At 64.7% G+C, this 22,654-nt stretch carries 20 protein-coding genes, 3 tRNA genes and 1 pseudogene; 11 read left to right on the top strand and 13 right to left on the bottom strand.

From position 1 onward, the window contains the following. Positions 1-248: 248 nt before the first annotated feature. The 6 genes from RHODMAR_RS04230 to RHODMAR_RS04260 all read left to right on the top strand — a co-directional run bounded on the left by RHODMAR_RS04230 (position 249) and on the right by RHODMAR_RS04260 (position 5,815). A complete protein-coding gene (locus RHODMAR_RS04230; RefSeq protein WP_081605892.1) occupies positions 249-1,028 on the top strand; it encodes a DUF3566 domain-containing protein in 780 nt (259 codons plus the stop codon). Between the two features lie 109 nt (positions 1,029-1,137). Next, positions 1,138-1,211, top strand: a tRNA-Ile gene (locus RHODMAR_RS04235). A gap of 190 nt (positions 1,212-1,401) precedes the next feature. Further along, positions 1,402-1,474, top strand: a tRNA-Ala gene (locus RHODMAR_RS04240). A 431-nt stretch (positions 1,475-1,905) separates the two neighbouring features. Further along, entirely contained in the window at positions 1,906-2,856 is a 951-nt protein-coding gene (locus RHODMAR_RS04250) for an acyl-ACP desaturase (RefSeq protein WP_008711629.1), read from the top strand. A gap of 206 nt (positions 2,857-3,062) precedes the next feature. Beyond that, positions 3,063-4,061 (top strand): GGDEF domain-containing protein, encoded by a 999-nt coding sequence (locus RHODMAR_RS04255; protein ID WP_232433573.1) that lies wholly within the window; start codon positions 3,063-3,065, stop codon positions 4,059-4,061. 119 nt (positions 4,062-4,180) lie between these two features. Continuing rightward, positions 4,181-5,815, top strand: coding sequence for an alpha/beta hydrolase (locus tag RHODMAR_RS04260; RefSeq protein WP_008711634.1), 1,635 nt, complete (start codon positions 4,181-4,183; stop codon positions 5,813-5,815). On the opposite strand, the gene RHODMAR_RS04265 is transcribed toward RHODMAR_RS04260, so the two are convergent. Further along, the gene (locus RHODMAR_RS04265) at positions 5,810-6,229 is read right to left on the bottom strand and encodes a hypothetical protein (RefSeq protein WP_008711636.1); all 420 of its coding nucleotides are present in this window, start codon (positions 6,227-6,229) and stop codon (positions 5,810-5,812) included. The genes RHODMAR_RS04260 and RHODMAR_RS04265 overlap by 6 nt on opposite strands. A 95-nt stretch (positions 6,230-6,324) precedes the next feature. Here RHODMAR_RS04265 and RHODMAR_RS04270 point away from each other — a divergent pair, with 95 nt between their 5' ends. Together RHODMAR_RS04270 and RHODMAR_RS04275 are read left to right on the top strand one after the other, a co-directional pair. Next, positions 6,325-6,861, top strand: a complete 537-nt coding sequence (locus RHODMAR_RS04270) for a peptidylprolyl isomerase (protein ID WP_008711637.1) — start codon at positions 6,325-6,327, stop codon at positions 6,859-6,861. Positions 6,862-6,886: 25 nt separating this feature from the next. Then, positions 6,887-7,804: a rhomboid family intramembrane serine protease gene (locus RHODMAR_RS04275; protein WP_042937939.1), complete on the top strand. Its 918-nt coding sequence runs from the start codon at positions 6,887-6,889 to the stop codon at positions 7,802-7,804. Between the two features lie 76 nt (positions 7,805-7,880). On the opposite strand, the gene RHODMAR_RS04280 is transcribed toward RHODMAR_RS04275, so the two are convergent. After that, positions 7,881-8,366, bottom strand: coding sequence for a PH domain-containing protein (locus tag RHODMAR_RS04280; RefSeq protein ID WP_008711641.1), 486 nt, complete (start codon positions 8,364-8,366; stop codon positions 7,881-7,883). 36 nt (positions 8,367-8,402) lie between these two features. Beyond that, on the bottom strand, positions 8,403-8,666 hold the full coding sequence (gene crgA, locus RHODMAR_RS04285) for a cell division protein CrgA (protein WP_008711643.1): 264 nt from the start codon (positions 8,664-8,666) through the stop codon (positions 8,403-8,405). 201 nt (positions 8,667-8,867) lie between these two features. Between crgA and RHODMAR_RS04290 the strand changes: the two genes are divergently transcribed. Beyond that, entirely contained in the window at positions 8,868-9,614 is a 747-nt protein-coding gene (locus tag RHODMAR_RS04290) for a DUF881 domain-containing protein (protein ID WP_008711645.1), read from the top strand. Positions 9,615-9,627: 13 nt separating this feature from the next. Next, positions 9,628-10,269: an aminodeoxychorismate/anthranilate synthase component II gene (locus RHODMAR_RS04295; protein ID WP_008711646.1), complete on the top strand. Its 642-nt coding sequence runs from the start codon at positions 9,628-9,630 to the stop codon at positions 10,267-10,269. 10 nt (positions 10,270-10,279) lie between these two features. Here RHODMAR_RS04295 and pknB read toward each other — a convergent pair whose 3' ends face one another. The 7 genes from pknB to RHODMAR_RS04330 form a co-directional block, all read right to left on the bottom strand. Next, complete coding sequence (gene pknB / locus RHODMAR_RS04300) at positions 10,280-12,223, bottom strand: Stk1 family PASTA domain-containing Ser/Thr kinase (RefSeq protein ID WP_008711648.1); 1,944 nt, start codon at positions 12,221-12,223, stop codon at positions 10,280-10,282. After that, entirely contained in the window at positions 12,220-13,590 is a 1,371-nt protein-coding gene (locus RHODMAR_RS04305; protein ID WP_042937942.1) for a serine/threonine-protein kinase, read from the bottom strand. The genes pknB and RHODMAR_RS04305 overlap by 4 nt, the downstream gene beginning before the upstream one ends. 11 nt (positions 13,591-13,601) lie before the next feature. After that, the gene (locus tag RHODMAR_RS04310; protein WP_008711653.1) at positions 13,602-15,086 is read right to left on the bottom strand and encodes a peptidoglycan D,D-transpeptidase FtsI family protein; all 1,485 of its coding nucleotides are present in this window, start codon (positions 15,084-15,086) and stop codon (positions 13,602-13,604) included. Next, positions 15,083-16,540, bottom strand: a complete 1,458-nt coding sequence (locus RHODMAR_RS04315; protein ID WP_008711658.1) for an FtsW/RodA/SpoVE family cell cycle protein — start codon at positions 16,538-16,540, stop codon at positions 15,083-15,085. Before RHODMAR_RS04315 ends, RHODMAR_RS04310 begins: the two co-directional genes overlap by 4 nt. Continuing rightward, on the bottom strand, positions 16,537-17,979 hold the full coding sequence (locus tag RHODMAR_RS04320; protein WP_008711659.1) for a PP2C family protein-serine/threonine phosphatase: 1,443 nt from the start codon (positions 17,977-17,979) through the stop codon (positions 16,537-16,539). The genes RHODMAR_RS04315 and RHODMAR_RS04320 overlap by 4 nt, the downstream gene beginning before the upstream one ends. Further along, on the bottom strand, positions 17,976-18,440 hold the full coding sequence (locus tag RHODMAR_RS04325) for an FHA domain-containing protein FhaB/FipA (RefSeq protein WP_008711660.1): 465 nt from the start codon (positions 18,438-18,440) through the stop codon (positions 17,976-17,978). The genes RHODMAR_RS04320 and RHODMAR_RS04325 overlap by 4 nt, the downstream gene beginning before the upstream one ends. Positions 18,441-18,642: 202 nt before the next feature. Continuing rightward, positions 18,643-20,109, bottom strand: a complete 1,467-nt coding sequence (locus tag RHODMAR_RS04330) for a DUF3662 and FHA domain-containing protein (RefSeq protein WP_008711664.1) — start codon at positions 20,107-20,109, stop codon at positions 18,643-18,645. A 207-nt stretch (positions 20,110-20,316) separates the two neighbouring features. Between RHODMAR_RS04330 and RHODMAR_RS04335 the strand changes: the two genes are divergently transcribed. Beyond that, a tRNA-Leu gene (locus RHODMAR_RS04335) sits at positions 20,317-20,402 on the top strand. An 82-nt stretch (positions 20,403-20,484) separates the two neighbouring features. On the opposite strand, the gene RHODMAR_RS29550 is transcribed toward RHODMAR_RS04335, so the two are convergent. From RHODMAR_RS29550 to RHODMAR_RS04345, 3 genes and pseudogenes are all read right to left on the bottom strand, one after another. Continuing rightward, a complete protein-coding gene (locus RHODMAR_RS29550; RefSeq protein WP_442970026.1) occupies positions 20,485-20,589 on the bottom strand; it encodes a hypothetical protein in 105 nt (34 codons plus the stop codon). Between the two features lie 7 nt (positions 20,590-20,596). After that, positions 20,597-20,998 (bottom strand): annotated as a pseudogene (locus RHODMAR_RS27410) (GMC family oxidoreductase N-terminal domain-containing protein); the annotation flags it as partial. Positions 20,999-21,162: 164 nt separating this feature from the next. Continuing rightward, positions 21,163-22,635, bottom strand: coding sequence for an aldehyde dehydrogenase family protein (locus RHODMAR_RS04345; RefSeq protein WP_008711669.1), 1,473 nt, complete (start codon positions 22,633-22,635; stop codon positions 21,163-21,165). Positions 22,636-22,654: the final 19 nt, after the last annotated feature.

Here is a 22,654-nt window from a genome sequence, read left to right on the forward strand (position 1 = left end):
GGCAGCCCTCTTCCAGTCAACCTTCTTCCGGTCAACCTTCTTCCGGTCAACCGAACGGTGGCCACCAAGGCAGTGGTCAACCGCCGCAGCGGCAGGCACCGACCGGCGCGCCGGCTCGCCCGGCTCCGCCGCGGAGTCCGGCACCCGCCGAGACCACGCGCACACAGGAGGGATCTGGCGAGGCGGCTCGTCCGTCGCAGTCGACTGCTGTGCCGGCTCGTGATGGGGGGCCCGCTGCCACTCAGGCGATGCCGGCCCAACAGGTCGACGGTTCGCAGGGTGGTTCGGGAACACCGCCGTGGCAGCGCGGTGCCGGCCAGCGTCCGACGCCGCAGGGCACGGACGACCGCCAGCAGCCACAGAATCAGCCCCAGAATCAGCCGCAGACGAATCTGTCCGGTCGTGGCGCGGCCCTTCCTCCGAATGCCGAGTTCGATCGGACCCCTCGAACCACAGCCGAGCCCAGCCAGCGCGAGGCCACCGAGGACAAGACCGAACGGCGTGAAACCGCTCGGGCGAAAGCAGCGGGCATCGACGGACCGACCCGACACATCGAACGCAAGGATCTGGCGAAGGACATGCCCGATCTGTCCGCCGTCCGGCATCCCGAGCCGCCCCAGTCCGAGCGCGCTGCTCCCACCGCCATCACGGCGATGTCCAGCGCGGACGGCGATCCGTTGCGCGCGACCATCCAGCTCCGCAAGATCGATCCGTGGTCGACGCTCAAGATCGCGCTCGTCATCGCCGTGTCACTGTTCTTCGTGTGGATGGTGGCAGTGGGGCTGCTCTACGCCGTGCTCGACGGCATGGGCGTCTGGGACCGTCTCAACAGCGCCTTCACCGAGATCGTCAACGAATCCGGCGACGGCGGACTGGTGAGCGCCGGGCAGGTGTTCGGCTACGCAGCGGTCATCGGTGTGATCAATGTCGTACTCTTCACCGCCATCACCACCATCGGCGCCTTCATCTACAACCTGTCCTCGGACCTGGTCGGTGGCGTCGAAGTGACACTGGCAGACCGCGACTGACCTGCACCATCGAGGGCCGTATCGGGCCGTTTTGGAAGTGAGCGGCCCGATACGGTAACCTCATCCCTCGGTTCGAGGAGTGCAATTCTTCGAGCCGAATCAGTGATGAGGGCCTATAGCTCAGGCGGTTAGAGCGCTTCCCTGATAAGGAAGAGGTCGGAGGTTCAAGTCCTCCTAGGCCCACACCGAACGAACGAAAAGAGGTAGGACGTGAAAATCCTTCTTCTCGTCGCGTCGGTGGTGATCGCAGTGCTGACAGTATCGAAGGTGCGTTCCATGCGCAGCTCGGACGGGGTCTGGCACAGCATCCCCACCGCGTGACAATCGCTCGGAGTGGACGTGTAAAGTTCGTCCACGATAACCCGCTACACCCGGGGCCTTAGCTCAGTTGGTAGAGCGCTGCCTTTGCAAGGCAGATGTCAGGAGTTCGAATCTCCTAGGCTCCACAATCAAAGGACGTCCACTTCGGTGGGCGTCCTTTTTCGTGTCCACTGATCGAAGCCCAAGCCCACTGATCGGTGCCCAAGTCCACTGAATGTGCCATTGACCCCCGAAAAGTCCACTGAATGTGCCATTGAGTGCCACGGGGACCGCGGCGGCCGGCGAGGGGCCGGCGAGGGGCGGTTGTGATCTACCCCAATTCCTGGCTGTCTTCGGCACCCAGATGTCCAGACCCTCGCCTGTTCTGTGTCGCATCGAGGGCAGGGTCCATAGCGTTGTCGCCGTGTAAGAACGTCGGTCCTCGGATCGATGCGAACGGTCGCGACGGCGCACCGCAGGGGGGGTGTGCCGTCGTCAGATCTCGGCGAACCGTGTTCGCCACTGTCTCGGATCGGTTGGCGGTTCGGGCACCCATAGCTTTGGAGGAGCCCCGCAGATGACGCGTGTTCTCGATCATGAAGAGCTGTTGACCGAACTCGACGGCACATTGGAATCCAATTTGAATCGCCACCTGTCGATGGCGAAGGAATGGCATCCGCATGACTATGTTCCGTGGGATCTCGGGCGGAACTTTGCGGCGATGGGCGGAGAGGACTGGTCGCTCGAACAGTCGTCGTTGTCGGAGCTGGCTCGTACGGCGATGATCACCAACTTGCTCACCGAGGACAATCTGCCGTCGTACCACCGTGGGCTGGCAGACAATTTCTCCTTGGACGGTGCATGGGGCACCTGGGTGGGTCGATGGACTGCGGAAGAGAACCGCCACGGCATCGTGATGCGCGACTACCTCGTGGTGACGCGTGCGGTCGACCCTGTGGAGTTGGAGCGGGCTCGGATGCACCACATGACGGTGGGTGTCGATGCACCGATGGACGGAGCCAACTTCCTGCATTCGGTGGCGTATGTGACGTTCCAGGAGCTGGCGACGCGGGTGTCGCATCGAAATACAGGTCTGGCCTGTGGCGATCCGGTGGCGGATCGAATGTTGGCTCGTGTTGCTGCGGACGAGAATCTGCACATGATCTTCTATCGGAATCTCGGTGAGGCGGCATTGGATCTGGTGCCCGATCAGATGGTTCGCGCCATTGCCGACGTGGCTACGGATTTCCAGATGCCCGGGCTGAACATGCCCAATTTCCGCAAGAACGCGATGATCCTGGCCAAGAACGGAATCTACGATCTCCGTCAGCACCTGGATGAGGTGCTGATGCCGGTGCTTCGTAAATGGCAGATTTTCGACCGCAACGATTTCACCGGTGAGGGCGAGCGCGACCGCGATCGTCTTGCCACTTTCGTCGAGGACTTGGAGACCAAGGCAACCAAGTTCGAGGAGTCCCGGGATCGGTTGCTCGCCAGAGAGGCCGAGCGCGCCGAGAAGGCTTCCTGACCTGGGACGTCTTCCCTCCATAGAGTCGTGGTCGTGGCTCGAAGATGTTAGAGTCCGGGCATCGTTGGGTCATGTGAAGCGATGGCCATAGTGCTTGGGGGAGGGCCGATGTTGCCTGGGGGGTATCAGGTGAGTGGTGAGGCCTCATCGGGTGTGTGTTGCCTCGAGGCGGCGCAGTCATTGCCGTTCGCGGCTGGCATCGACGGGTGATCAGGCCGAGGTTCGACGAGTCCGGGCGCATGCTTGCCGTGCTGGCGGCAGTCACCACCGTTCTCTACGCCGCGAGTGCAGTGGCATCGTGGTCGAATCTGGCTGGTACTCAGCGAGTTCTGGCAGCACTGGCTTTGATTTTGGGGCCCGTAGCAATCGTCGTTCTGGCGAGGGCCGGTACGCCGAGTCCCAAACGGGCGGTGGGGTACGCGACTGCGCTGTCGGTGGTGGCCCTTGCGTGTGCTCTGGGGAGCAGCGACACCATGCCCGCCTTTTTGATCTGTGTGCAGGCGGCCATGTTCCTCGGGATGCATATCGGTGCCTTCTGGTCCGAGCGCAATGCCGGTATTTGGGTTGCAGTACTTGCCGTTTCGGCAGTGGTCGGGGCCGCGATCGCGCCGTACGGAACACCGTTCATCAGCTACATTCTCGTCGCGCTCGGCATCGTCGGTGCGACGGAGGTGTTCGGCGTCTTTGCGCGTCGGATGCGTTATTTCTCGACGCACGATGCGTTGACCGGCCTGCTCAACAGGTTCGGGTTCGAGTCCAAGATCGAGAAGATGCTGCCGGCCTGTGCCGCACGCGGCCTGTCGGTGAGTCTGGCGGTGCTCGATCTTGACCACTTCAAAGAGATAAACGACGAGTACGGCCATATTGCCGGTGATGTTCTGCTGACTCGTGTCTCGAAGGCGTGGAAGGGGCAGCTCACCAAACGCGATGTCCTCGGTCGGCTCGGCGGAGACGAGTTCGTGTTGTTCATGCCGGGAGTTCTCGAAAAGGAAGCGTTGCAGATCATCGATCGACTGCACCGCTCTCATCGCGCCGAGTGGAGCGTCGGTCTGGCGTGCATGCCGGCCAGTAACCGTTGGGCCGATATCTACCGGGCGGCCGACGCCGACTTGTACCGGGCAAAGCGAAGTAGGCCCCCGCGGACCAGAGGGAAGACCAACCCGGAGACCGGCTACAGCGATCCGGTTCGCAGAATAGCTCGGTGATGTTCGCACGCCGCACCATCGATCCCCAGATTTCATCCACAGGCTGGGGATAGATTCCAGATCCCCGTACTGCCCTCGCGTTGACTGGTCGAATACGACAACGCTGCGGGGGAAACACGATGGTCGCTCTCGACGACGTCAGATCATGGGACAGCAGTTCGCTGATGGCCGCGTCCGACGACCTGATGCGGCGGTGGCGCGAATTGGCCGTCGTGCACGCCTCGTGGACCGACGAGGTTGTCGCCGACGGGTGGGTCGGTCCGGCCGCTGATGCCGCGCGCGAGGCGATCAGAGGTGTCCGATCCGATCTGCGTGGTGCCTCGGCCGAGCTGCTTCGGGTCGCGACATGCATCGCCGAGGCCTCGATAGACATGGCAAGTCTGCTTGCTGCGCTGCATGCGGTGGAGCAGGACGCCACCGAAGCCCGGTTCGGCGTCGGATCCGACGGTTCGGTGACCGATTCGGTCGCGTCGTATTCCGTTGCGCTCGCAGATGTGTGGTCGACGATGCGAGATCGGCACCGACTGCGTGAGGAATTGGCCGAACGAATCTCGCAGTTGGTGCGCATGGCCACGGCATTCGACGACGCCCTGGCCCGACGCCTGGCCGATGCGAAGCTACCCGCGACGTTCGTCGCGTCGGCAGTGGTGGCCTCGGTTCCCCGCGAAGCGACACCAGCAGCCAACTCGGCGTTCTGGAGTGCACTATCGCCCGCGGCACGGACCCGACTGATCGTCGAGCAGCCCGAACGAATCGGCAACCTCGACGGTCTGCCTGCCCGGGTGCGTGACAGCGCGAACAGGCGGGTCCTGGCCGCCGAGCGTCTTCGTTTGCGCGCCGCCGAAACTGAGCTGCGGAAAGAGCTGGAGGACAACGTGTTCGGCGGAATCTTCATCGACGCAGATGCCGGACTCCAGCAGACCCGCATGCGTCTGGCATCTCTCGACGCGATCGAATCGACGCTGGCACAAGGGGCTCGACAGCTTCTGGTACTCGACAATTCCTCGTACGAGGAGACGATGGCGGCAGTTGCGGTGGGTGATGTCGATACGGCGACGCACGTGGCCGTCTTCGTGCCTGGACTCGGTTCGACTGTGCACGGTGACCTCGAACGCTACGACGGCGACATAGAGGGTCTGAAATTGGCTGCACAGCAACTACTTCCACGAGGACCGGCAGAAAATGTGGCAGCCGTGACGTGGATGAACTACCAAGCCCCTCAGCTCGGCTGGAACTTGCTCGATCCCGACCGAAGCGTCGTGTCCGGCCTGGCTGCCCAAGCGGGATCGGGTCGGCTCGTTCCGTTTCTGGACGGACTCGACGCCGCGCGCATCGATGATCCGCATCTGTCGGTACTGGGTCATTCCTACGGATCGCTCACCGCGGCGTCCGCTCTACAGGAGGGCACCGGGGTGGACGACTTCGTGGCGCTGGGATCACCGGGCCTGGGCACACCCACCGTCGCCGATCTCGAGTTACCTGCCGGGCACGTCTTCGTCGCGGAGGCCACGGGCGATGTCGTGGCCGACCTCGGCGCCTTCGGCCGTGATCCTGGCGCATTGGACGGGATCACCTTGTTCTCGACCGACGGATCCGACGGCCAGAGCAGCTCGATAGGTCACAACGACTACCTCGCCGAGGCGACGACCAGTCGGTACAACACGGCGTTGGTCGTCGCCGACCGCAGCGAGGATGCTGTGATCAGAACCAGGCCGGCTCTGTTCGATCTGCTGCAGAAAATCCTCTATTCATGACGATGTGTCTTCGTAATCGTTCAGGCTCGGCGGAACATCTGCAGGCGGCGGAACTTCGTTGCGACGACGGCCGAGGAAGAACACCACCCCTGCGACCACGGCAGCAGCGCCGCCGAATACCAGAATGCGTCGCGTCTTTCGCGATCCCGACGGGGCCGTGAGCTGCACTCTGGTCCGGTTTGCTTCGGCGATCCGAGCCGCGGTCGCGGCGCGGCGCTGGGCAGCCTGCTTGCGGGCCAGACCGTAACCCCGCTTGGCCAACAGCAGGCCGACTCCGGCCGGACCCTTGCTCGCCGCGGACGCGGCACCGAAGAGCGCGGACGCCCGAAGGGCCCTCCTGGGTCGTTTCGCACGCTCCACTCCTGTGGTGCCGGTGATCGACCGAACCCGATCGGACTTCGTTGTGCTCGTCATAGTGATCACCTTTCCACAAGATGCCCTGCCGAACTCTGTTGATACACCCCACTCGAAACACCGCCGTGAATCGCCCAGTCGGCTGAGATGGCACGATGGTGGGCGTGACTTCACCAAACAAGACCCAAACGGCCACGCTGCACACCAACCGCGGCGATATCGTCATCGAACTGTTCGGCAATCACGCCCCCAAGACCGTCGCGAACTTCGTCGGCCTCGCGGACGGATCCAAGGAGTACACGACGCAGAACGCGTCGGGTGCCAAGACCGGACCGTTCTACGACGGCGCAGTGTTCCACCGCGTCATCGACGGTTTCATGATCCAGGGCGGCGACCCGACCGGCACCGGTGCAGGCGGACCGGGCTACAAGTTCGAGGACGAGTTCCACCCCGAGCTCTCCTTCGATCGTCCGTACCTGTTGGCCATGGCGAACGCCGGCCCCGGCACCAACGGCTCGCAGTTCTTCATCACCACCGGTAAGACCCCACACCTGAACCGTAAGCACAGCATCTTCGGCGAGGTCACCGACGATGCGTCGAAGAAGGTCGTCGACGCGATCTCGGGTACTCAGGTCGGCCGCGGCGACCGTCCCGTGGACGAGGTCGTCATCAACAGCGTCACCATCGCCTGATCACGTTTCACAGGAGAGTTTCACGATGACGAACCCCGGCTGGGGCGGCGAACAACCGAACCCACCCCAGTCGGTGTGCGTCCGACATCCCGATCGCCCCACCGGTCTGGCCTGTTCGCGCTGCGGCCGACCGGCATGTCCGCAGTGCCTGCAACCCGCCGCAGTAGGTCAGCACTGTGTCGATTGCGTGCGTGAGGGCAACAAGAACGTGCGTACGGCGCAGACCGTCGCCGGAGCGCCCGTCGCGCGATCCGCCAAAACCCCGTTGACCTTCGCCCTGATCGCCGTCAACGTCGTGATCTTCGGTATCACGGCCGCGCAGTCCGGCAGCATCACCAGCAACTTCAATTCGCCGCTGGCCAGAGAGTGGTCTCTCAACAGTGTGCTCGTGGCCAACGGTGACCTGTTCCGGCTCATCGGTAGCGGATTCGTCCACATCGGACCGATTCACCTCTTGGTCAACATGTTCGCCCTCTACCTCATCGGCCGCGATGTCGAACTGATCCTCGGGCGCAGTCGATATCTGGCCGTCTACTTCTTGTCGCTGCTCGGCGGCAGCGCGTCGGTCATGGTGTTGGAGAACCCACTCGCGGCTACCGCCGGCGCATCGGGCGCGGTGTTCGGCCTGCTCGGCGCGCAGGCGGTCATTCTCTTGCGGCTCAAGCGCAGCCCTGCGCCGGTGCTGATCATCATCGCGCTGAACATCTTCATCAGCGTCTCGATTCCCAGCATCTCGCTGTGGGGCCACATGGGCGGGCTCGTCGCCGGTGCCGCCGTCACTGCCGGATTGGTGTTTCTCCCCAACCGGCGAAGCGGGCCGGAACAATCACGAGGCTCGGCAGGAGTGTCCTTGGCATGGCTCTCGGTGATCGCGGTCGCCGTCGTGTGTCTTGGAATCATTGCGGTACGAGTGCTGGACCTCCGCGCCCAGATGGGCCTGTAAGAAGTCCACTCGATGTGCCATTGACCCCCCAAAAGGCCACCGAACGTCACATTGAGTACCCCGAGGACTCCGGCTGTCAGGAGTTGCGGGGCACCAGACCGTGAATGTCGAGTGTCTCGAACACATCCTGAGGGTCGGTGCCGAGGTCCCATCGTCCGAAGATGATCAAGCGATCGTCGTCCTCACCGGGTGGGTGGATGTCGAGTTCGAGCATGGGGACGCGTCGGCCCAGTCGCGGGTATCGCACGATTTTGATGCGGACGATGTCGGTGCGGTTGTACGTGCGTACGCCGGTGAGGCGCTTGATCACCAGTGATCCGTCGTGGGTTATGGCCAGACGGGGGCGTTGTACGGCGGCGAGTACCGCGATCACCCACATTCCGACGGCGGCGAGTCCGACGAGGAAGGTTCCGGCTGCGTCGGTGGATGAGAGTGCGGCACCGATTCCGAGGGCGATTCCGCCCGCGACCAGGGCACCGATGGCGACGATGGGCGTCGCCCATTGCTGTCGGTACACACCCTGTGGATGGTTCGAAAAGTTATCCACAGGGTTTATCCACATTGGGGATGAATGACATGGATGTAAGTCGATCGACTTTCAACGCCACCGCATGGTCATGACCAGCCCGACGACCATGAATCCGAAGCCGATCAAGAAGTTGTAGGCACCGAGGTTTCCGATGAAGGCGATGTCGTCGGCAGCGAGGTAGTAGACGATCAGCCACAGCAGCCCGACCACCATGAATCCCAGCATCAGCGCCACGTACCAGATCGGCGACGGCCCCGCGTTGACCTTCACCGGCGTGCGGTTTGCCGGGTTGATCGTGTAGTCCTTCTTCTTGCGTACCTTCGACTTCGGCATTGCTTCCTCTTCGCGTTCGTGACGGTCATCGGCACTGCGGCCGTACCTGTGGACAACTGACGACGGAACCTGTGAATCGGCGGTGCCGCGCGTCCCCAGGCTATTGTCGGCTCGAGGACCGTGACGGTCACCGACCCGGTTGCTGTACACGCTAACCCAGGTGAGCCCAGCACCGACCCACCGGACAAATCGAGAGCACCTGTGACACGACGATCGACCCGTTCCGCCGAGACCCGCTGGTGGGTTCTCGCCGTCGTGGTCTGCGCTGCCGTAGGCCTGCTGCTCGGCACCACCAGACATGCCTCGGACGGAGTCGAGCTTCGTGGCGGGGACACCACTAGGCTCGCCGACCTCGTCGACTCGGCTCAGCGCAGCAGCGAGGATGCCCAGCGGAGCAGGGATTCGCTCGAACAGCAGGTCGACGCCAGTCAACTGCGTTCGGCGACAGGCGACACCGACGTCGCCGACGCGTTGGACCGCATCGATGCCCTGGCCGACGCGGCAGGCCGGGAGGCCGCGTCGGGTGCCGGCCTGACCGTCACGATGGCCGACGCCCCCCGCGGACCGGACGGCTCGTATGCATCCGACGCGTCCCCCGACGATCTGGTGGTCCATCAGGTCGACGTGCAGAGCGTGCTCAACGCGTTGTGGGCGGGTGGGGCGTCGGCCATCGCGATGCAGGATCAACGGCTGGTGGCGTCGTCGGCGCCGCGCTGCATCGGAAACACGCTGTTGCTCGGCGGTCGGACGTACAGTCCGCCCTACGTGATGACGGCGATCGGCGACCAGAACCGGCTGAGCGCTGCGTTGAAGAACGAGCCGGGTGTACGCCTGTATCAGCAGTACGCGCTGCGGTACGGCCTGCGCTACGACGTTGCGACCTCCGAGGACGTGTCGGTGCCGGCCTACACCGAAACGGTGCGCATGAGGTACGCGCAGCCAGGCTGAGTACGCTGTCGACATGCGTATTCTCGTCGTCGACAACTACGACAGCTTCGTCTTCAACCTCGTCCAGTACTTGGGCCAGCTGAACGTCGATGTCGAGGTCTGGCGCAACGACGACGAACGCCTCACCGACCGCGATGCTGTCGCTGCTCGATTCGACGGCATTCTGCTCAGCCCCGGCCCGGGCACACCGCAGCGTGCCGGTGCCACGATGGACCTGGTCTCGGCGTGCGCGCGTACGAAGACGCCGCTGCTCGGAGTCTGCCTCGGTCACCAGGCCATCGGAGCGGTCTTCGGTGCCACCGTCGAGAAGGCGCCGGAGCTGCTGCACGGGAAGACCAGCCTGGTGCACCATTCGGGCGTGGGTGTTCTCGAGGGAATGAGTGACCCGTTCACCGCCACTCGTTACCACTCACTGACCGTCCGCGAGGACACCATCCCGGCTGAACTCGAGATCATCGGCCGTACCGAATCCGGTCTGGTGATGGCGATGAGGCACACCGACCTGCCGATCCACGGGGTGCAGTTCCACCCGGAATCCATCCTCACCGAGGGCGGGCACCGCATGCTGGCCAACTGGCTCGCCGTGTGCGGCATGCCCACCGACTCCGGACTCGTCGCCAAGCTCGAAGCTCAGGTCGCCGAAGCGTTCGCCTGAACGGCCGAGGCTAGCGCCCGGTGGGGATACCCAACACACCGATACTGACGGTGATGGTGTCGGACTTGCTGATCTCCGAACCTGCCGGCTGAGCCTGATTGACGATCCTGCCGACCATCCGTGGGTCCAGCTGCGCTTGGCTGGACGTCGACAGGTTCGATCGGGTTCCGGTCCATCCGGCCGATTCCAACGCGGCCAGGGCCTGCGTTTCGGTGAGTCCGGACAGATCCGGCATCGGGATCTTGTCGCCGTTGGACACCCGCAGGGTCACGACGGTGCCCTCGGCGACGTTCGTACCGCCGGCGGGGTCGGTGGACACGACCTGGCCCATCGGTTGTGAGGAGTCGATGTTCTGAATCTCGACGCGCAGGCCGGCACCCTCGACGTTGGGCTGCGCCACATCGACGAGCTGGCCGACGACGTTGGGAATGCGTACCTGCGCCGGCCCGGAACCGAGCGTGATGCGGACCTGCGAGTTGGCGTTCATGCTCACGCCCGAAGAGGGGTTCTGTTCGACGACCTTGTCCAGGTTCTCCGGTGTCGACGGAGCGCGGGCGATCGTGGGATCGAGCTCGAGTCCGACCTCGCTCAAGGCGTCCGATGCCTGCTGTTGTGTTCGTCCGGTCAGCCGGGGAACCTGCACCTGCTGGGGTCCGGAAGAGACATCGAGCTGGATGGCTCCGGGCGACTCGGTCTGTGACCCCGCGGCCGGGTTGGTGCCGATAGCCGCTCCTTCCGGCACCGACGCGTCGGGCTTCTCCTGCACTGTGACGCGAAGGCCGGAGTCCTCCAACTGGCGCTGCGCTTCGTCTGCGGCCAGTCCGACGACGGTCGGCACGGTGACGGTCTTGGGGTCCGCTCCGGGGCCGAGCGACCACAGAAATGCGCCGACGATCGCGACGACGAGGATGGACGCGACCGAGATGAGCGCGATCTTCAGGCCACGACGGTTCTTCGGTTCTTCGGCTTCTGGTTCGGCGTGCCGCGATGGGCGGTTCGGCGCAGCGACCGCGGCGGGCCGGTCCTTGCCCGCGTAATCGGCCTGACGGGCGTCGACCGACCCCAGAATGGTGGTGCGGTCTTCGTCGTTCATCACCATCGGTGCGCTCGGACGTTGACCACCGAGTACGCGAACCAGATCGGTCCGCATCTCGGCGGCGCTCTGGTAGCGGTTGGCAGGGTTCTTGGCCATCGCCTTGAGAATGATCGAATCGAGTTCACGCGGCACCGTGTCGTTGACCAGAGACGGCAGCTGGGGATCCTCGCGCACGTGCTGGTAGGCGACGGCAACCGGTGAGTCACCCTTGAACGGCGGCTCGCCGGTGAGAATCTCGAACAGCACGCATCCGAGGGAGTACACGTCCGATCGGGCGTCGACCTGCTCGCCGCGGGCCTGCTCGGGTGAGAGGTACTGGGCGGTTCCGATGACGGCGGCAGTCTGCGTCATCGGCGACGAGGAATCGGCTATGGCGCGCGCGATGCCGAAATCCATCACCTTCACTGCGCCCGCGTTGTTGATCATGATGTTTGCGGGTTTGACGTCGCGGTGCACGATGCCGTTGCGATGGCTGAAGTCGAGTGCGGCACAGACGTCGGCGATGACCTCCATGGCCCGACGCGGCGGCATGGGTCCTTCCCCGCGCACGATGTCCCGCAGAGTGTCGCCGTCGACGTATTCCATGACGATGAACGGGAGCGGACCGGCTTCGGTCTCCGCTTCACCGGTGTCGTACACAGCGACGATGGCGGGATGATTCAGGGCCGCAGCATTCTGGGCCTCGCGTCTGAACCTCAGATAGAACGTGGGGTCGCGGGCGAGATCGGCGCGCAGAACCTTGATGGCCACGTCACGATCGAGCCGTGTGTCCCGAGCCAGATGAACCTCGGACATGCCGCCGAAACCGAGTATCTCGCCCAGCTCGTAGCGAGAGGAGAGCGTCCGGGGAGTCGTCATGGTTGTCCTTGTGGCTCTTGCTGAAACGGATTCTCGAACAGCGGCCTGGGGGTCGTCGTCGTCTGGGTGGGCTCCGCCGATGTGGTGGTGGGGCTCGTGGTGGTCGGCTCCGGTGTGGTGGTGGTTGTCGTTTCCTCGGTTGTCGTTTCGTCGGTGGTCGTCGTCTCTTCGGTCGTCGTTTCTTCGGTGGTCGTCGTGGTGGGTTCGGTGGTGGTCTGCTGCGTCGTGGTGGTCGGCGGCACGAACGGTGTCTGCGTGTCGTCTCTACCCCCGGTCAGCAGTACGTAACCGCCGATGAGAACGGCGAGGAGCAGTAGCCCCCCACCGGCCCAGGCGAGTGCCTTCTGCGCCGACGACATTCCGGCCGGCTCCGCAGTGGCGGCCGCAGCCGTTCCGGTGGCGGGGCCGCGGTACTCGCGCTGAGAGGTCGGCATCATCTGGGTGCTCGACGGCGGAGGTGGCTGCGGGCTCGGAACGATCCCGGGCATCATGACCCGTCCGGTACCCGAGCCGCGGGCGTTGCCGGGTGCAGGCGGACGTCGACCCGCTCGCACTGCGGCCACGGCGTCGGCGAATTCGCCGCCGTTCGCGTAGCGGGCGGCGGGATCCTTGACCATCGTGATCTCGATGAGTTCTCGGACGGCGGGTGGCAGATCGCCCGGCATGGGCGCCGGTGCCTCTCGAACGTGCTTCATCGCGACGGTCAGCGCGCCGTCACCGACGAAAGGCCGCGAGCCTGCGAGTACCTCGTATCCGACGACCCCGAGCGAGTAGACGTCGGAGGCCGACGTGGCTTCTTCGCCGAGAGCTTGTTCGGGGGCAATGTACTGCGCTGTGCCCATCACCATTCCGGTCTTGGTCACCGGGGAGGCGTCGACAGCCTTGGCGATGCCGAAGTCGGTGATCTTGACCTGCCCGGTGGGGGTGATCAGAATGTTGCCGGGTTTGACGTCGCGGTGCACGACGCCGGCCGTGTGGGCAATCTGCAGGGAGCGCCCGGTCTGTTCGAGCATGTCCAGGGCATGGCCGAGGGGCAATCGGGACATCCGACCCAGCACGGCGTTGAGCGGCTCACCGTTGACCAGTTCCATCACCAGGTAGGCCAGTGATTCGCCTGCGCCGTCGCGGGTCTCGCCGTAGTCGTAGACCCCGGCGATCCCCGGGTAGTTGAGCTGCGCGGTGGTCCGGGCCTCGAACCGGAAGCGCTGCAGGAACTCGGGGTCCTCGGAGAACTCGGCTTTGAGCACCTTGACCGCCACTCGGCGATCCAGGCGATTGTCCATCGCTTCCCACACCTGCCCCATACCGCCGGTGGCGATAAGGCGCAGCAGTCGGTAGCGCTGGGCTATGACGGCCCGTTGCTCAATGGCACCCTAGTTCACCTCCCCTGCAATGCGGCTGCGATGACTGCGCGCCCGACGGGTGCGGCCACGGATCCACCGGTGGCGGCGAGGGCTCGATCGCCGCCGTCCTCGACGATGACCGCGATGGCGACCTTGGGATCCTCCGCGGGTGCAAACGCGATGTACCAGGCGTGCGGTGGCGTGTTGCGTGGGTCGGAACCGTGTTCCGCGGTACCGGTTTTCGACGCTATCTGCACTCCGGGGATCTTGCCTTCGCCGCTGGTGTTGTTCTCGGAGCCGATCATCAGATCGGTCAGAGTTGCCGCGGTATCGGAGCTGATGGCTTCCCCCATGGCCTGGGGCTTAGAGCTCGACAGGACAGACAGGTCCGGAGACTGCAACTGCTGCACCAGGTTCGGAGCCATCCGCACGCCGCCGTTGGCGACGGTGGCGGCGATGACCGCATCCTGCAGGGGGGTCAGTGCCACGTCGCGTTGGCCGATGCTGGACTGGCCGAGAGCCGCATCGTCGTCGATGGCACCGATGGTGCTGTCGGCCACGGGGAGCGGAATGGCGGTGTCCTCTCCGATACCGAATGCTGCGGCGGTCTCACGCATTTTGTCCACGCCGGTGTCGATGCCGAGCTCGACGAAGGCGGTGTTGCACGAGCGCGCAAATGCCTCACGCAGCGTTGCCGTCTGACCGCCACCGCATGTCGAACCGTTGTAGTTCTCGAGCGTCGTCGTCGTTCCCGGCAACGTGATGTTCGACGCGGCCGTGAGTTGGTCGTCCGGTGTCGCGCCTGCCTGGAGTGCGGCGGCGGTGGTGATCACCTTGAAGGTGGACCCGGGCGGGTAGGTCTGCGAGATCGCTCGGTTCACCATCGGCTTCTCGGGATTGTTGCTCAGGTTCTCCCACGCCGCTGTCGTGGTGCGACCGTCATGGCTGGCCAGCAGGTTGGGGTCGTAGCTCGGGGTGCTGGCCATGGCGAGAACGTTGCCGGTAGCGGGGTCGAGGGCCACCACCGAGCCGGTGTATCCCTTGGCGGTCAACTGGTCGTATGCGACCTGCTGAACGACGGGGTCGATGGTGGTGACGACGTTGCCGCCGCGGGGATCTCGACCCGAGATGAGGTCGAACAGCCGTCCGCCGAAGAGGCGGTCGTCGGACCCGTTGAGTACCTGGTCCTCGGCGCGCTCGAGGCCGTTGCTCGAGTACAGCATCGAGTAGTAGCCGGTGATCGGCGCGTTGGCCTCGGGGCTGGCGGGGGAGATCGAGTTCTGCGGATAGGTGCGCAGGTACTTGTAGCGGTCGTCGGTGGCGACGGAGGAGGCGAGAACCTGGCCGCCTGCCGAGATCTGACCGCGTTGGCGTGAGTACTCGTCGAGCAACACCCGGGAGTTTCTGGGGTCGGTACGCAGACTGTCGGCTTTGATCACCTGTACGTAGGTGGCGTTGGCGAGCAGAGCGACCACCATCACCATGATGGCAATGGAGACCCGGCGTAGGGGAGTGTTCATGCGCGCTTCACCATTTCGGTCGGCGCCTCGGCGATCGGGGCGGCCACAGCGGGCTTCTTCTTGGGTGTCGCAGGTTCACGGGCGGCGTCGGAGATCTTGATCAGGAGGGCCACCAACAGGTAGTTCGCGAGCAGCGAGGATCCGCCGTAGGACATGTACGGGGTGGTCAGGCCGGTGAGCGGGATCAGCTTGGTGACGCCGCCGACGACGACGAACAGCTGAATTGCGACCGTGAACGACAGCCCGGCCGCGAGCAACTTACCGAAGCTGTCTCGAACGGCGAGCGCGGTATGCATTCCGCGAATGATGAACAGCAGGTACAGGATCAGGACCGCGGCCAGACCGATGAGGCCGAGCTCTTCGCCGACCGTGGCGATGATGAAGTCGGTTTTGGGGAACGGTACCTGGGACGGGCGACCGCTACCCAGGCCGGTGCCGGCGAGGCCTCCCGTGGCCAGCCCGAACAGCGACTGGGAGATCTGATAGCCGGTGTCGTTGTAATCGGCGAACGGATCGAGCCAGGTCAGTGTGCGAACACGAACGTGACTGAAGGCCTGGTAGGCGAAAAAGAATCCGACGAGCAACATCCCGCTACCGATGATGATCCAGCCCACGCGTTCGGTGGCGATGTAGATCATCACCAACACCGTGCCGAAGATCAGCAGGGATGTGCCGAGGTCCTTCTCGAACACCAGCACGCCGACCGAGACGATCCAGACGACGATGATGGGCCCCAGATCGCGAGCGCGAGGAAAGTCCATGCCGAGCCAGTGCTTGCCGGCAGTGGTGAACAGTTCGCGCTTGGACACCAGCAGCGACGCGAAGAAGATCAGCAGCAGAATCTTGGCGAACTCACCGGGCTGCAAACTGAAGCCGGGCAACCGAATCCAGATCTTCGAGCCGTTGACCTCGGAGAACGCCGACGGCAGCAGGGCTGGAATGGCCAGCAGAATCAAGCCCGCGAGACCGAGTGTGTAGCCGTAACGAGCCAGCGTGCGGTAATCACGCAGCAACACCAGCAGCGCCACGAAACCGGCGATAGCGAGTGTCGTCCAGAGGACCTGCTGGTTGGCGTCCGGCGAGGGGATGGGGTCGCCGAGATATTGCGCCTGCTGTTGATCGGCCAGGTCGAGTCGGTGAATGAGCACCAGACCGAGTCCGTTGAGCAGCGCCACGATCGGGAGCAGCAGCGGATCGGCGTACGGCGCAAAACGTCGTACGGCCAGGTGCGCCACCGTCATCAGCGCGAGATACGCGAGCGCGTACTTGGCGAGATCCCAGGTGATGGTCTGCTCCTGGCTGGCCTCGACCAGCACCAAGGAGATTGTGGTGATCAGGACCGCGGCCCCGAGCAGAAGCAACTCGACACCGCGCCGATTCGATTGGATCGGCGCGGGAGCGAACCCTCCGGGCGGACTCGGAAAGGGCCCTCCCGTGGAGGCATTGGAACTCATCGAGTACCGGTCCTGCAGTTCTGGCCCGGAATCTGTGGAACCGTCGGTGTCGGCACCGCGGTGGTGGTCGGTGCGGGTGCCGGGACGGACTCGGGTGCGGCCGGTGGCAACGGCACCCCGGGTGGCGGGATGATCGTCGTCGGGGTCGGTTCGACGGTGGTGGTGACGACGGGCTCGGTCGCGCACACCTGCAGGAGGTCACCGGAAGCCAAGCGTTCCACCTGGCCGCGCGCGTCGTCCAGGGATCCCGACGGCAGCCCGGCTGTGACCTGCTCGCGTGCCGCGGGCAGGAGGTCGTCGATCTCGAACGGATTGCAGTTCGCCGGGGCGGCATCGGGAGCAGTCAGGGTGACGGCACCGTCGTCTTCGAGGCAGCCGATCAGCTCCACGCTCTGCAGCGAGTACCCCAGAACCGAGCCGGGCAGACCGCGAAGCACGGTGACCTTGCTGTTGTCGGCACCGACGTAGTAATTGCCCTTGATGACCGAATTGGCCACCAGCACACCGATACCCGCCAGCACGATCAGGGTCAGGGCGATCAATGTCCAGCGCAGCTTGTGCGATTTCTTCTCGGGGGTGACCACCGGAGTGGCGACGCGCTTGGGCGTCGAACGGGGCGGACGCATCGCTGCGGCGCGGCCGGCTGCGGTGTTGGGCGGCGGGGCGTCCTCCTCGTCCTCGGTGCTGGCGGCACCGCCGAGGATCGGATGGCTCTGGCCGTAGTCGAGGTCGATCACGTCGGCGACGACGACGGTCACGTTGTCCGGCCCGCCGCTGCGCAGCGCGAGTTCGATGAGGCGATCGGCGCACGGGCCGGTTTCGCCCTCGCCCATGGTGTTCTCGATGGTCTCGTCGCTGACCACGTCCGAGAGTCCGTCCGAGCACAGCAGGTAGCGATCACCCGCTCGTACTTCGCGAACGGTGAGCGTCGGCTCGATCTCGTTGCCGGTGAGGGCCCGCATGATCAGTGAACGCTGTGGATGCGTGTGCGCCTGCTCGGCGGTGATGCGGCCCTCGTCGACGAGTGACTGAACGAAGGTGTCGTCGCGGGTGATCTGGGTGAGCGATCCGTCGCGCAGCATGTATGCGCGGGAGTCACCGATGTGGACCAATCCGATTCGCTTGCCCGCGAACAGGATTGCGGTCAGTGTGGTTCCCATGCCGTCGAGCTCGGGTTCGTCCTCGACCTGATCGGCGATGGACGCGTTGCCCTCACGGGTGGCGGCTTCGAGCTTGCCCAGCAGATCCTCACCGGGCTCGTCGTCGTCGAGGTGAGCCAGCGCAGCGATCATCAATTGCGAGGCCACTTCACCGGCGGCGTGACCGCCCATACCGTCGGCCAGGGCAAGCAGCCGGGCTCCGGCGTACACGGAGTCCTCGTTGTTGGATCGAACCAGACCGCGATCGCTGCGGGCGGCATAGCGTAGGACGAGGGTCACGGGCGCAACTCGATCACGGTCTTGCCGACACGGACAGGGGTTCCCAGGGGGACGCGAACAGCGGTGGTCACTTTCGCGCGGTCCAGATAGGTGCCATTGGTCGAACCGAGGTCCTCGACGTACCAATCACCGCTGCGCGGCGACAGACGTGCGTGTCGCGTCGACGAATAGTCGTCTGTGAGAACGAGAGTCGAGTCGTCTGCGCGGCCGATGAGGACAGGCTGCGTGCCGAGCGATATGCGCGTTCCAGCGAGACCGCCCTGGGTCACCACGAGGTACTTGGCCACCTTCTGCTTGTTGAACGACGGGAGAACCTTCGAGCCACCGGAGTAGCGAGCGGGCACTCGCATGCCCGCGGCCGCGTAGATGTCGCTGCGCAGGGTGCGAAGTACGGCCCACACGAAGAACCACAGCAGGAGCAGAAAACCAGCCCTGGTCAGCTGCAGAATCAATCCCTGCACGACGATTCACCTCCTCCTTCGCGATCGAACCTGTATCCGACGCACTTCACCGCTGCCGCGCGGCAGACATGGTTGCCTCGCAGCATCATAGGGTGAAGCCGCTCGTGTGGACGACATACGGGTGGACGAGCACGAAAGTCGACGAAGTGAACATCGCCGTTACTTCCCGCAGGCTCTACTCGCGCCCAGCCCACGCCGAGCGTCAGACGATCCGGACCAGAATTTCGGAGTGACCAGCCCTGATGACGTCACCGTCGGCCAGTTGCCAATCCTGTACCGGAGCCCCGTTGACGGTGGTGCCGTTGGTGGAACCCAGGTCGGAGAGCATCGCAACCCGACCGTCCCAGCGAATCTCGATGTGTCGCCGCGAGACACCGGTATCGGGCAACCGGAACTGCGCCTCCTGGCCACGGCCGATGATGTTCTGACCGTCACGGAGCTGGAAGTAGCGACCGCTGCCGTCTTCGAGTTGCAGCGTGGCTGCGAGCGCCTGGGCCTGCCCGGAGTACGCAGCGGGCTGGTCGTAGCCGTACCCGTCCCCCCGGTCGCCTGCGCCTTGCGAATAGCCGCGGCCATAGGGGGCCTGTGCGGGCGGGTAGTCGTAGCCGGGCTGCTGGTAGCCGGCCGCGCGCGGCTCGGCGTAGTGCCCGGACGGCTCGCCGTAGGCCTGCTCCTGATAGGGGGCCTCGGAATACGCAGCGCCTTGCTCTGCTCCGTTGTAGTCGTAGCCCCGGCCGTCGTAACCCTGACCGTTGTAGCCCTGGGCCTGGTAGCCCTGAGCGTCGTAACCCTGTGCGCTGTATCCCTGAGCGTTGTAGCCCTGGTCCTGGCCGTCGGGGTTGCCGTAGGCGTGGGGGTCGTAGCCCTGATCTTGTCCACCTGCGGCGCTGTACGCCTGACCGTGGTCGGCGTACGGCTGTTCGTCGTAGCCCTGTCCGTTGGAGGACTGCTGGTCGTAGCGCGGATCGTAATCGGCAGGCGCGTACGACTGCGCTTCGTAGCCGTTCTGCTGATGCCCTGAGTAGCGCGGATCCTGACCACCGGCATAACCGTTGCGAGCGCGTGGATCGGGACGATGACCGTCCGCGGGATCGCGCTGCGGGTCGTAGCCTGGGTTCTGCGTCATGTGGCCGGCTCCTGGTATCGACATCGGTGGGGCAGACGGTCGCTGCGTAGCTGAAGGGACGGGACTGGGTGCTGGCTGGGCCGACACGTTTTGCTGGGCCGATACGTTCTGCTGGGCCGAGGCGCCCTGCGGCGCGGACGTGTTCCGCGTAGCAGTCGCCGATCGTCCCACATCGGGATCGACCGAGCCAGTGGCCCGGAACTGACCGGTGTGAAGCGTAGGAGAAGGCTCGAAGCGAACCGCCACGTCACCGTAGGTCTGCCACCCCTGATCTCGGATGTAATCGTCGAGGTGGCGGGAGAACGCCTTGACCGTGAGTTCTCTGTCGCCTGCGAGCTCGCTGTGGTCCGAGCTGTTGATGGTGATCACGAAACTGTTGGGTGCCAGGTAGTGGCCGCCGGCGAGTGGACGAACCAGATCGGACACTTCCTGTTGGAGCGCCGCCTCTACTTCGGCCGGTACGACGCCACCGCCGAAAACGCGGGCGAAGACGTCGCCGACAGCGCCTTGAAGCTTGCGCTCGAACCGCTGAACAATGCCCATCGCGACCCCTCCTCTCACTGTCTCGAGCCACCGTCATGTGCCTGCAGGTGCGCAGGACCCGACGGCCGCGTGTCATCACGAAGTCGCGCTCCCAGCATGATATACGGTGCAGCCGACGCAGACCGCGTCCCGCTGTTCGCCTTCGATGGCCGGAGGCCGCGATTTTCGAGCGGGGCGGTGTGCGTGTTAGTGTTCTGGCCGTCACCCGGGCGGGTGGCGGAATGGCAGACGCGCTGGCTTCAGGTGCCAGTGTCCTTCGGGACGTGGGGGTTCAAGTCCCCCTCCGCCCACCACACTGGCCGTAGCTGATTCGATCGCTACGGCCAGTTGTTCGTTGAAGACCCAGATGGCGCGATGAACACGAAGAAGGCCCGGTCAGTCGCCCTTCTCGATCATTTCCGCGCCCTTTCCACCGATCATCATCGTGGTGATGTCGGGGTTCACGGCCACGATTTTCGGCATTACGAACGCGTCGGCCACGCGCAGGTTGCGGATTGTCGCGGAAGTCTCGGATGCGCAAGCGGACTGTGCCGCGCGAACGTGCGTCCGTTACGTTCGGGGGCAGACAGAACGCGTTCTCCGAGGTGGGGTAGCCCTAGCGCAACGGGTGCATGTCGAACGGGGGTGTTGCCGAAGTGGAACTCAGGTCCGGTCGGTCGCGTTCCTTGTCGATGCGGGTGAAGATTCCGATTTCCCACCACTGCGACGACTCGGTGACCATCGGCTTCTTCGCGTCCCACCAGATGACGCGCTCTGGGTGATCCTGCATGTACGAGCCGACTCCGGGTGCGTCCACCACTACCTCGACGCCAGTTTCGCGGAGGTGGTCGGCAGGTCCGATGCCGGAGAGCATGAGTAGCTTGGGGGAGTCGATCGCACCGGCCGAGACGAACGCCTACGTCGCTGGGCCTGCCTCCATCAGCGCGAGGGTGACGGACGAGTCCTCACCGAGACGTGCCGCCACGGCCGCACGGGCGCTGCCGACGACCACGTAATCGAATCGTTTTTCGGACATGTTGACGCCTGTCCTCGAATCGACAATCCGGGGTGAGCTCAGTGCTGTGGGAACCAGCCGGTGACAGCCGGCCGGAGATTCTGGTAGATGTGCTTGATCTCCTGGTATTCGGCCAGTCCGGTCGGACCCAGTTCGCGGCCGTTACCCGACATCCCGAATCCGCCCCACTCGGCCTGTGGCAGGTAGGGGTGGAAGTCGTTGATCCACACCGTGCCGTGGCGCAACCGTGCTGCCACGCGCTCGGTCTTTCCGGCGTCCTGGCTCCACACGCCCGCAGCGAGCCCGTACCGAGTGTCGTTGCCGATAGCGATCGCCTCGTCTTCCGTGCGGAAGGTCTCTACGGTGACGACGGGACCGAAGCCCTCTTCCTGAACTACCGACATCGTGGTGTTGCAGCCGTCCAGCACCGTCGGCAGGTAGTAGAAGCCCGCCTCGAGCTCACCCGTGCCCCATTCGGCGCCGCACCCGACGACGGCCCCTTCCGCGATGCCTGCGTCGACGTAGGCGGTGACCTTGTCACGATGGTCCGCGGAAATGAGCGGACCTGTCTCGGCGGCTTCGTCGAACGGCCCGCCCAAACGAATCTGCTGGGCGCGACGGATCAACTCCTGAACGAAGCGATCGTGAATGGATTCTTCGACAATCAGACGCGATCCTGCCGAGCACACCTGACCGCTGTGTACGAAGGCTGCGTTGAGGGCGTTGTCGACGGCGGCATCGAAGTCGGCGTCGGCGAATACGACATTGGGGTTCTTCCCGCCGAGTTCGAGCGCTACCTTCTTGACCGTCTGCACTGCCGCGGCCCCGACGACGCGGCCCGTCGCCAGTCCGCCGGTGAACGAGACCATGTCGACATCGGGATGTTCCGACAGCGGCGCGCCCGCGGTGGCACCGGCGCCGAGCACGAGGTTCGCCACGCCCGCCGGTAGTCCGAGCCCATCGAGCACATCCATCAGAAGCATTGCAGTGTGCGGGGTGAGTTCGCTGGGCTTGAGCACGATCGTGTTGCCCGCTGCGAGAGCGGGTGCCACCTTCCACGCCACCTGCAGCAGCGGGTAGTTCCAGGGGGTGATCATTCCGCAGACGCCGACGGGCTCGTACACGACCTTGCTCACGACGTCGGCCATGCCCGGGTCCACGACCCGCCCTGCCTGCTGCCCGGCGAGCACGCCGAAATAGCGGAAGCTGGCAGTGATGTCGTCCATGTCGATTTCGCTCTCCACCAGGCGCTTGCCTGTATCGAGTGACTCCGCGCGGGCGAACTCGTCCTTGCGTTGCTGGATCGCATCAGCGACCCCCAACAACAGCGCACCACGTTCGGTCGCAGGAGTGGAACTCCATACTCCCGCGTCGAATGCACGCCGGGCGGCTGCGATTGCGGCAGCGGTATCGGCACCATCTGCTTCGTCGACGGTGTCGACGAGCTCACCGTTCGCCGGGCAGCGGATCTCCCGAGTTCCACCGTTGATCGCAGAGGTCCACTGACCGTCGATGAACAACGTCTGGGGCATGAGGCTGGTCTCCTTGCTG

Source organism: Rhodococcus sp. AW25M09, from assembly GCF_000333955.1.
Lineage (GTDB): Bacteria > Actinomycetota > Actinomycetes > Mycobacteriales > Mycobacteriaceae > Rhodococcoides.

Excerpts from the sequence above, each read along its gene's own strand:
- RHODMAR_RS04250 (WP_008711629.1), top strand. The coding sequence starts at position 1,906 with ATGACGCGTGTTCTCGATCATGAAGAGCTGTTGACCGAACTCGACGGC.
- RHODMAR_RS04315 (WP_008711658.1), bottom strand. The coding sequence starts at position 16,540 with ATGAGTTCCAATGCCTCCACGGGAGGGCCCTTTCCGAGTCCGCCCGGA.
- RHODMAR_RS04230 (WP_081605892.1), top strand. The coding sequence starts at position 249 with ATGCCGGCCCAACAGGTCGACGGTTCGCAGGGTGGTTCGGGAACACCG.
- RHODMAR_RS04280 (WP_008711641.1), bottom strand. The coding sequence starts at position 8,366 with ATGTGGATAAACCCTGTGGATAACTTTTCGAACCATCCACAGGGTGTG.
- RHODMAR_RS04275 (WP_042937939.1), top strand. The coding sequence starts at position 6,887 with ATGACGAACCCCGGCTGGGGCGGCGAACAACCGAACCCACCCCAGTCG.
- crgA (WP_008711643.1), bottom strand. The coding sequence starts at position 8,666 with ATGCCGAAGTCGAAGGTACGCAAGAAGAAGGACTACACGATCAACCCG.
- pknB (WP_008711648.1), bottom strand. The coding sequence starts at position 12,223 with ATGACGACTCCCCGGACGCTCTCCTCTCGCTACGAGCTGGGCGAGATA.
- RHODMAR_RS04295 (WP_008711646.1), top strand. The coding sequence starts at position 9,628 with ATGCGTATTCTCGTCGTCGACAACTACGACAGCTTCGTCTTCAACCTC.
- RHODMAR_RS04260 (WP_008711634.1), top strand. The coding sequence starts at position 4,181 with ATGGTCGCTCTCGACGACGTCAGATCATGGGACAGCAGTTCGCTGATG.
- RHODMAR_RS04310 (WP_008711653.1), bottom strand. The coding sequence starts at position 15,086 with ATGAACACTCCCCTACGCCGGGTCTCCATTGCCATCATGGTGATGGTG.
- RHODMAR_RS04330 (WP_008711664.1), bottom strand. The coding sequence starts at position 20,109 with ATGGGCATTGTTCAGCGGTTCGAGCGCAAGCTTCAAGGCGCTGTCGGC.
- RHODMAR_RS04270 (WP_008711637.1), top strand. The coding sequence starts at position 6,325 with ATGGTGGGCGTGACTTCACCAAACAAGACCCAAACGGCCACGCTGCAC.
- RHODMAR_RS04265 (WP_008711636.1), bottom strand. The coding sequence starts at position 6,229 with ATGACGAGCACAACGAAGTCCGATCGGGTTCGGTCGATCACCGGCACC.
- RHODMAR_RS04345 (WP_008711669.1), bottom strand. The coding sequence starts at position 22,635 with ATGCCCCAGACGTTGTTCATCGACGGTCAGTGGACCTCTGCGATCAAC.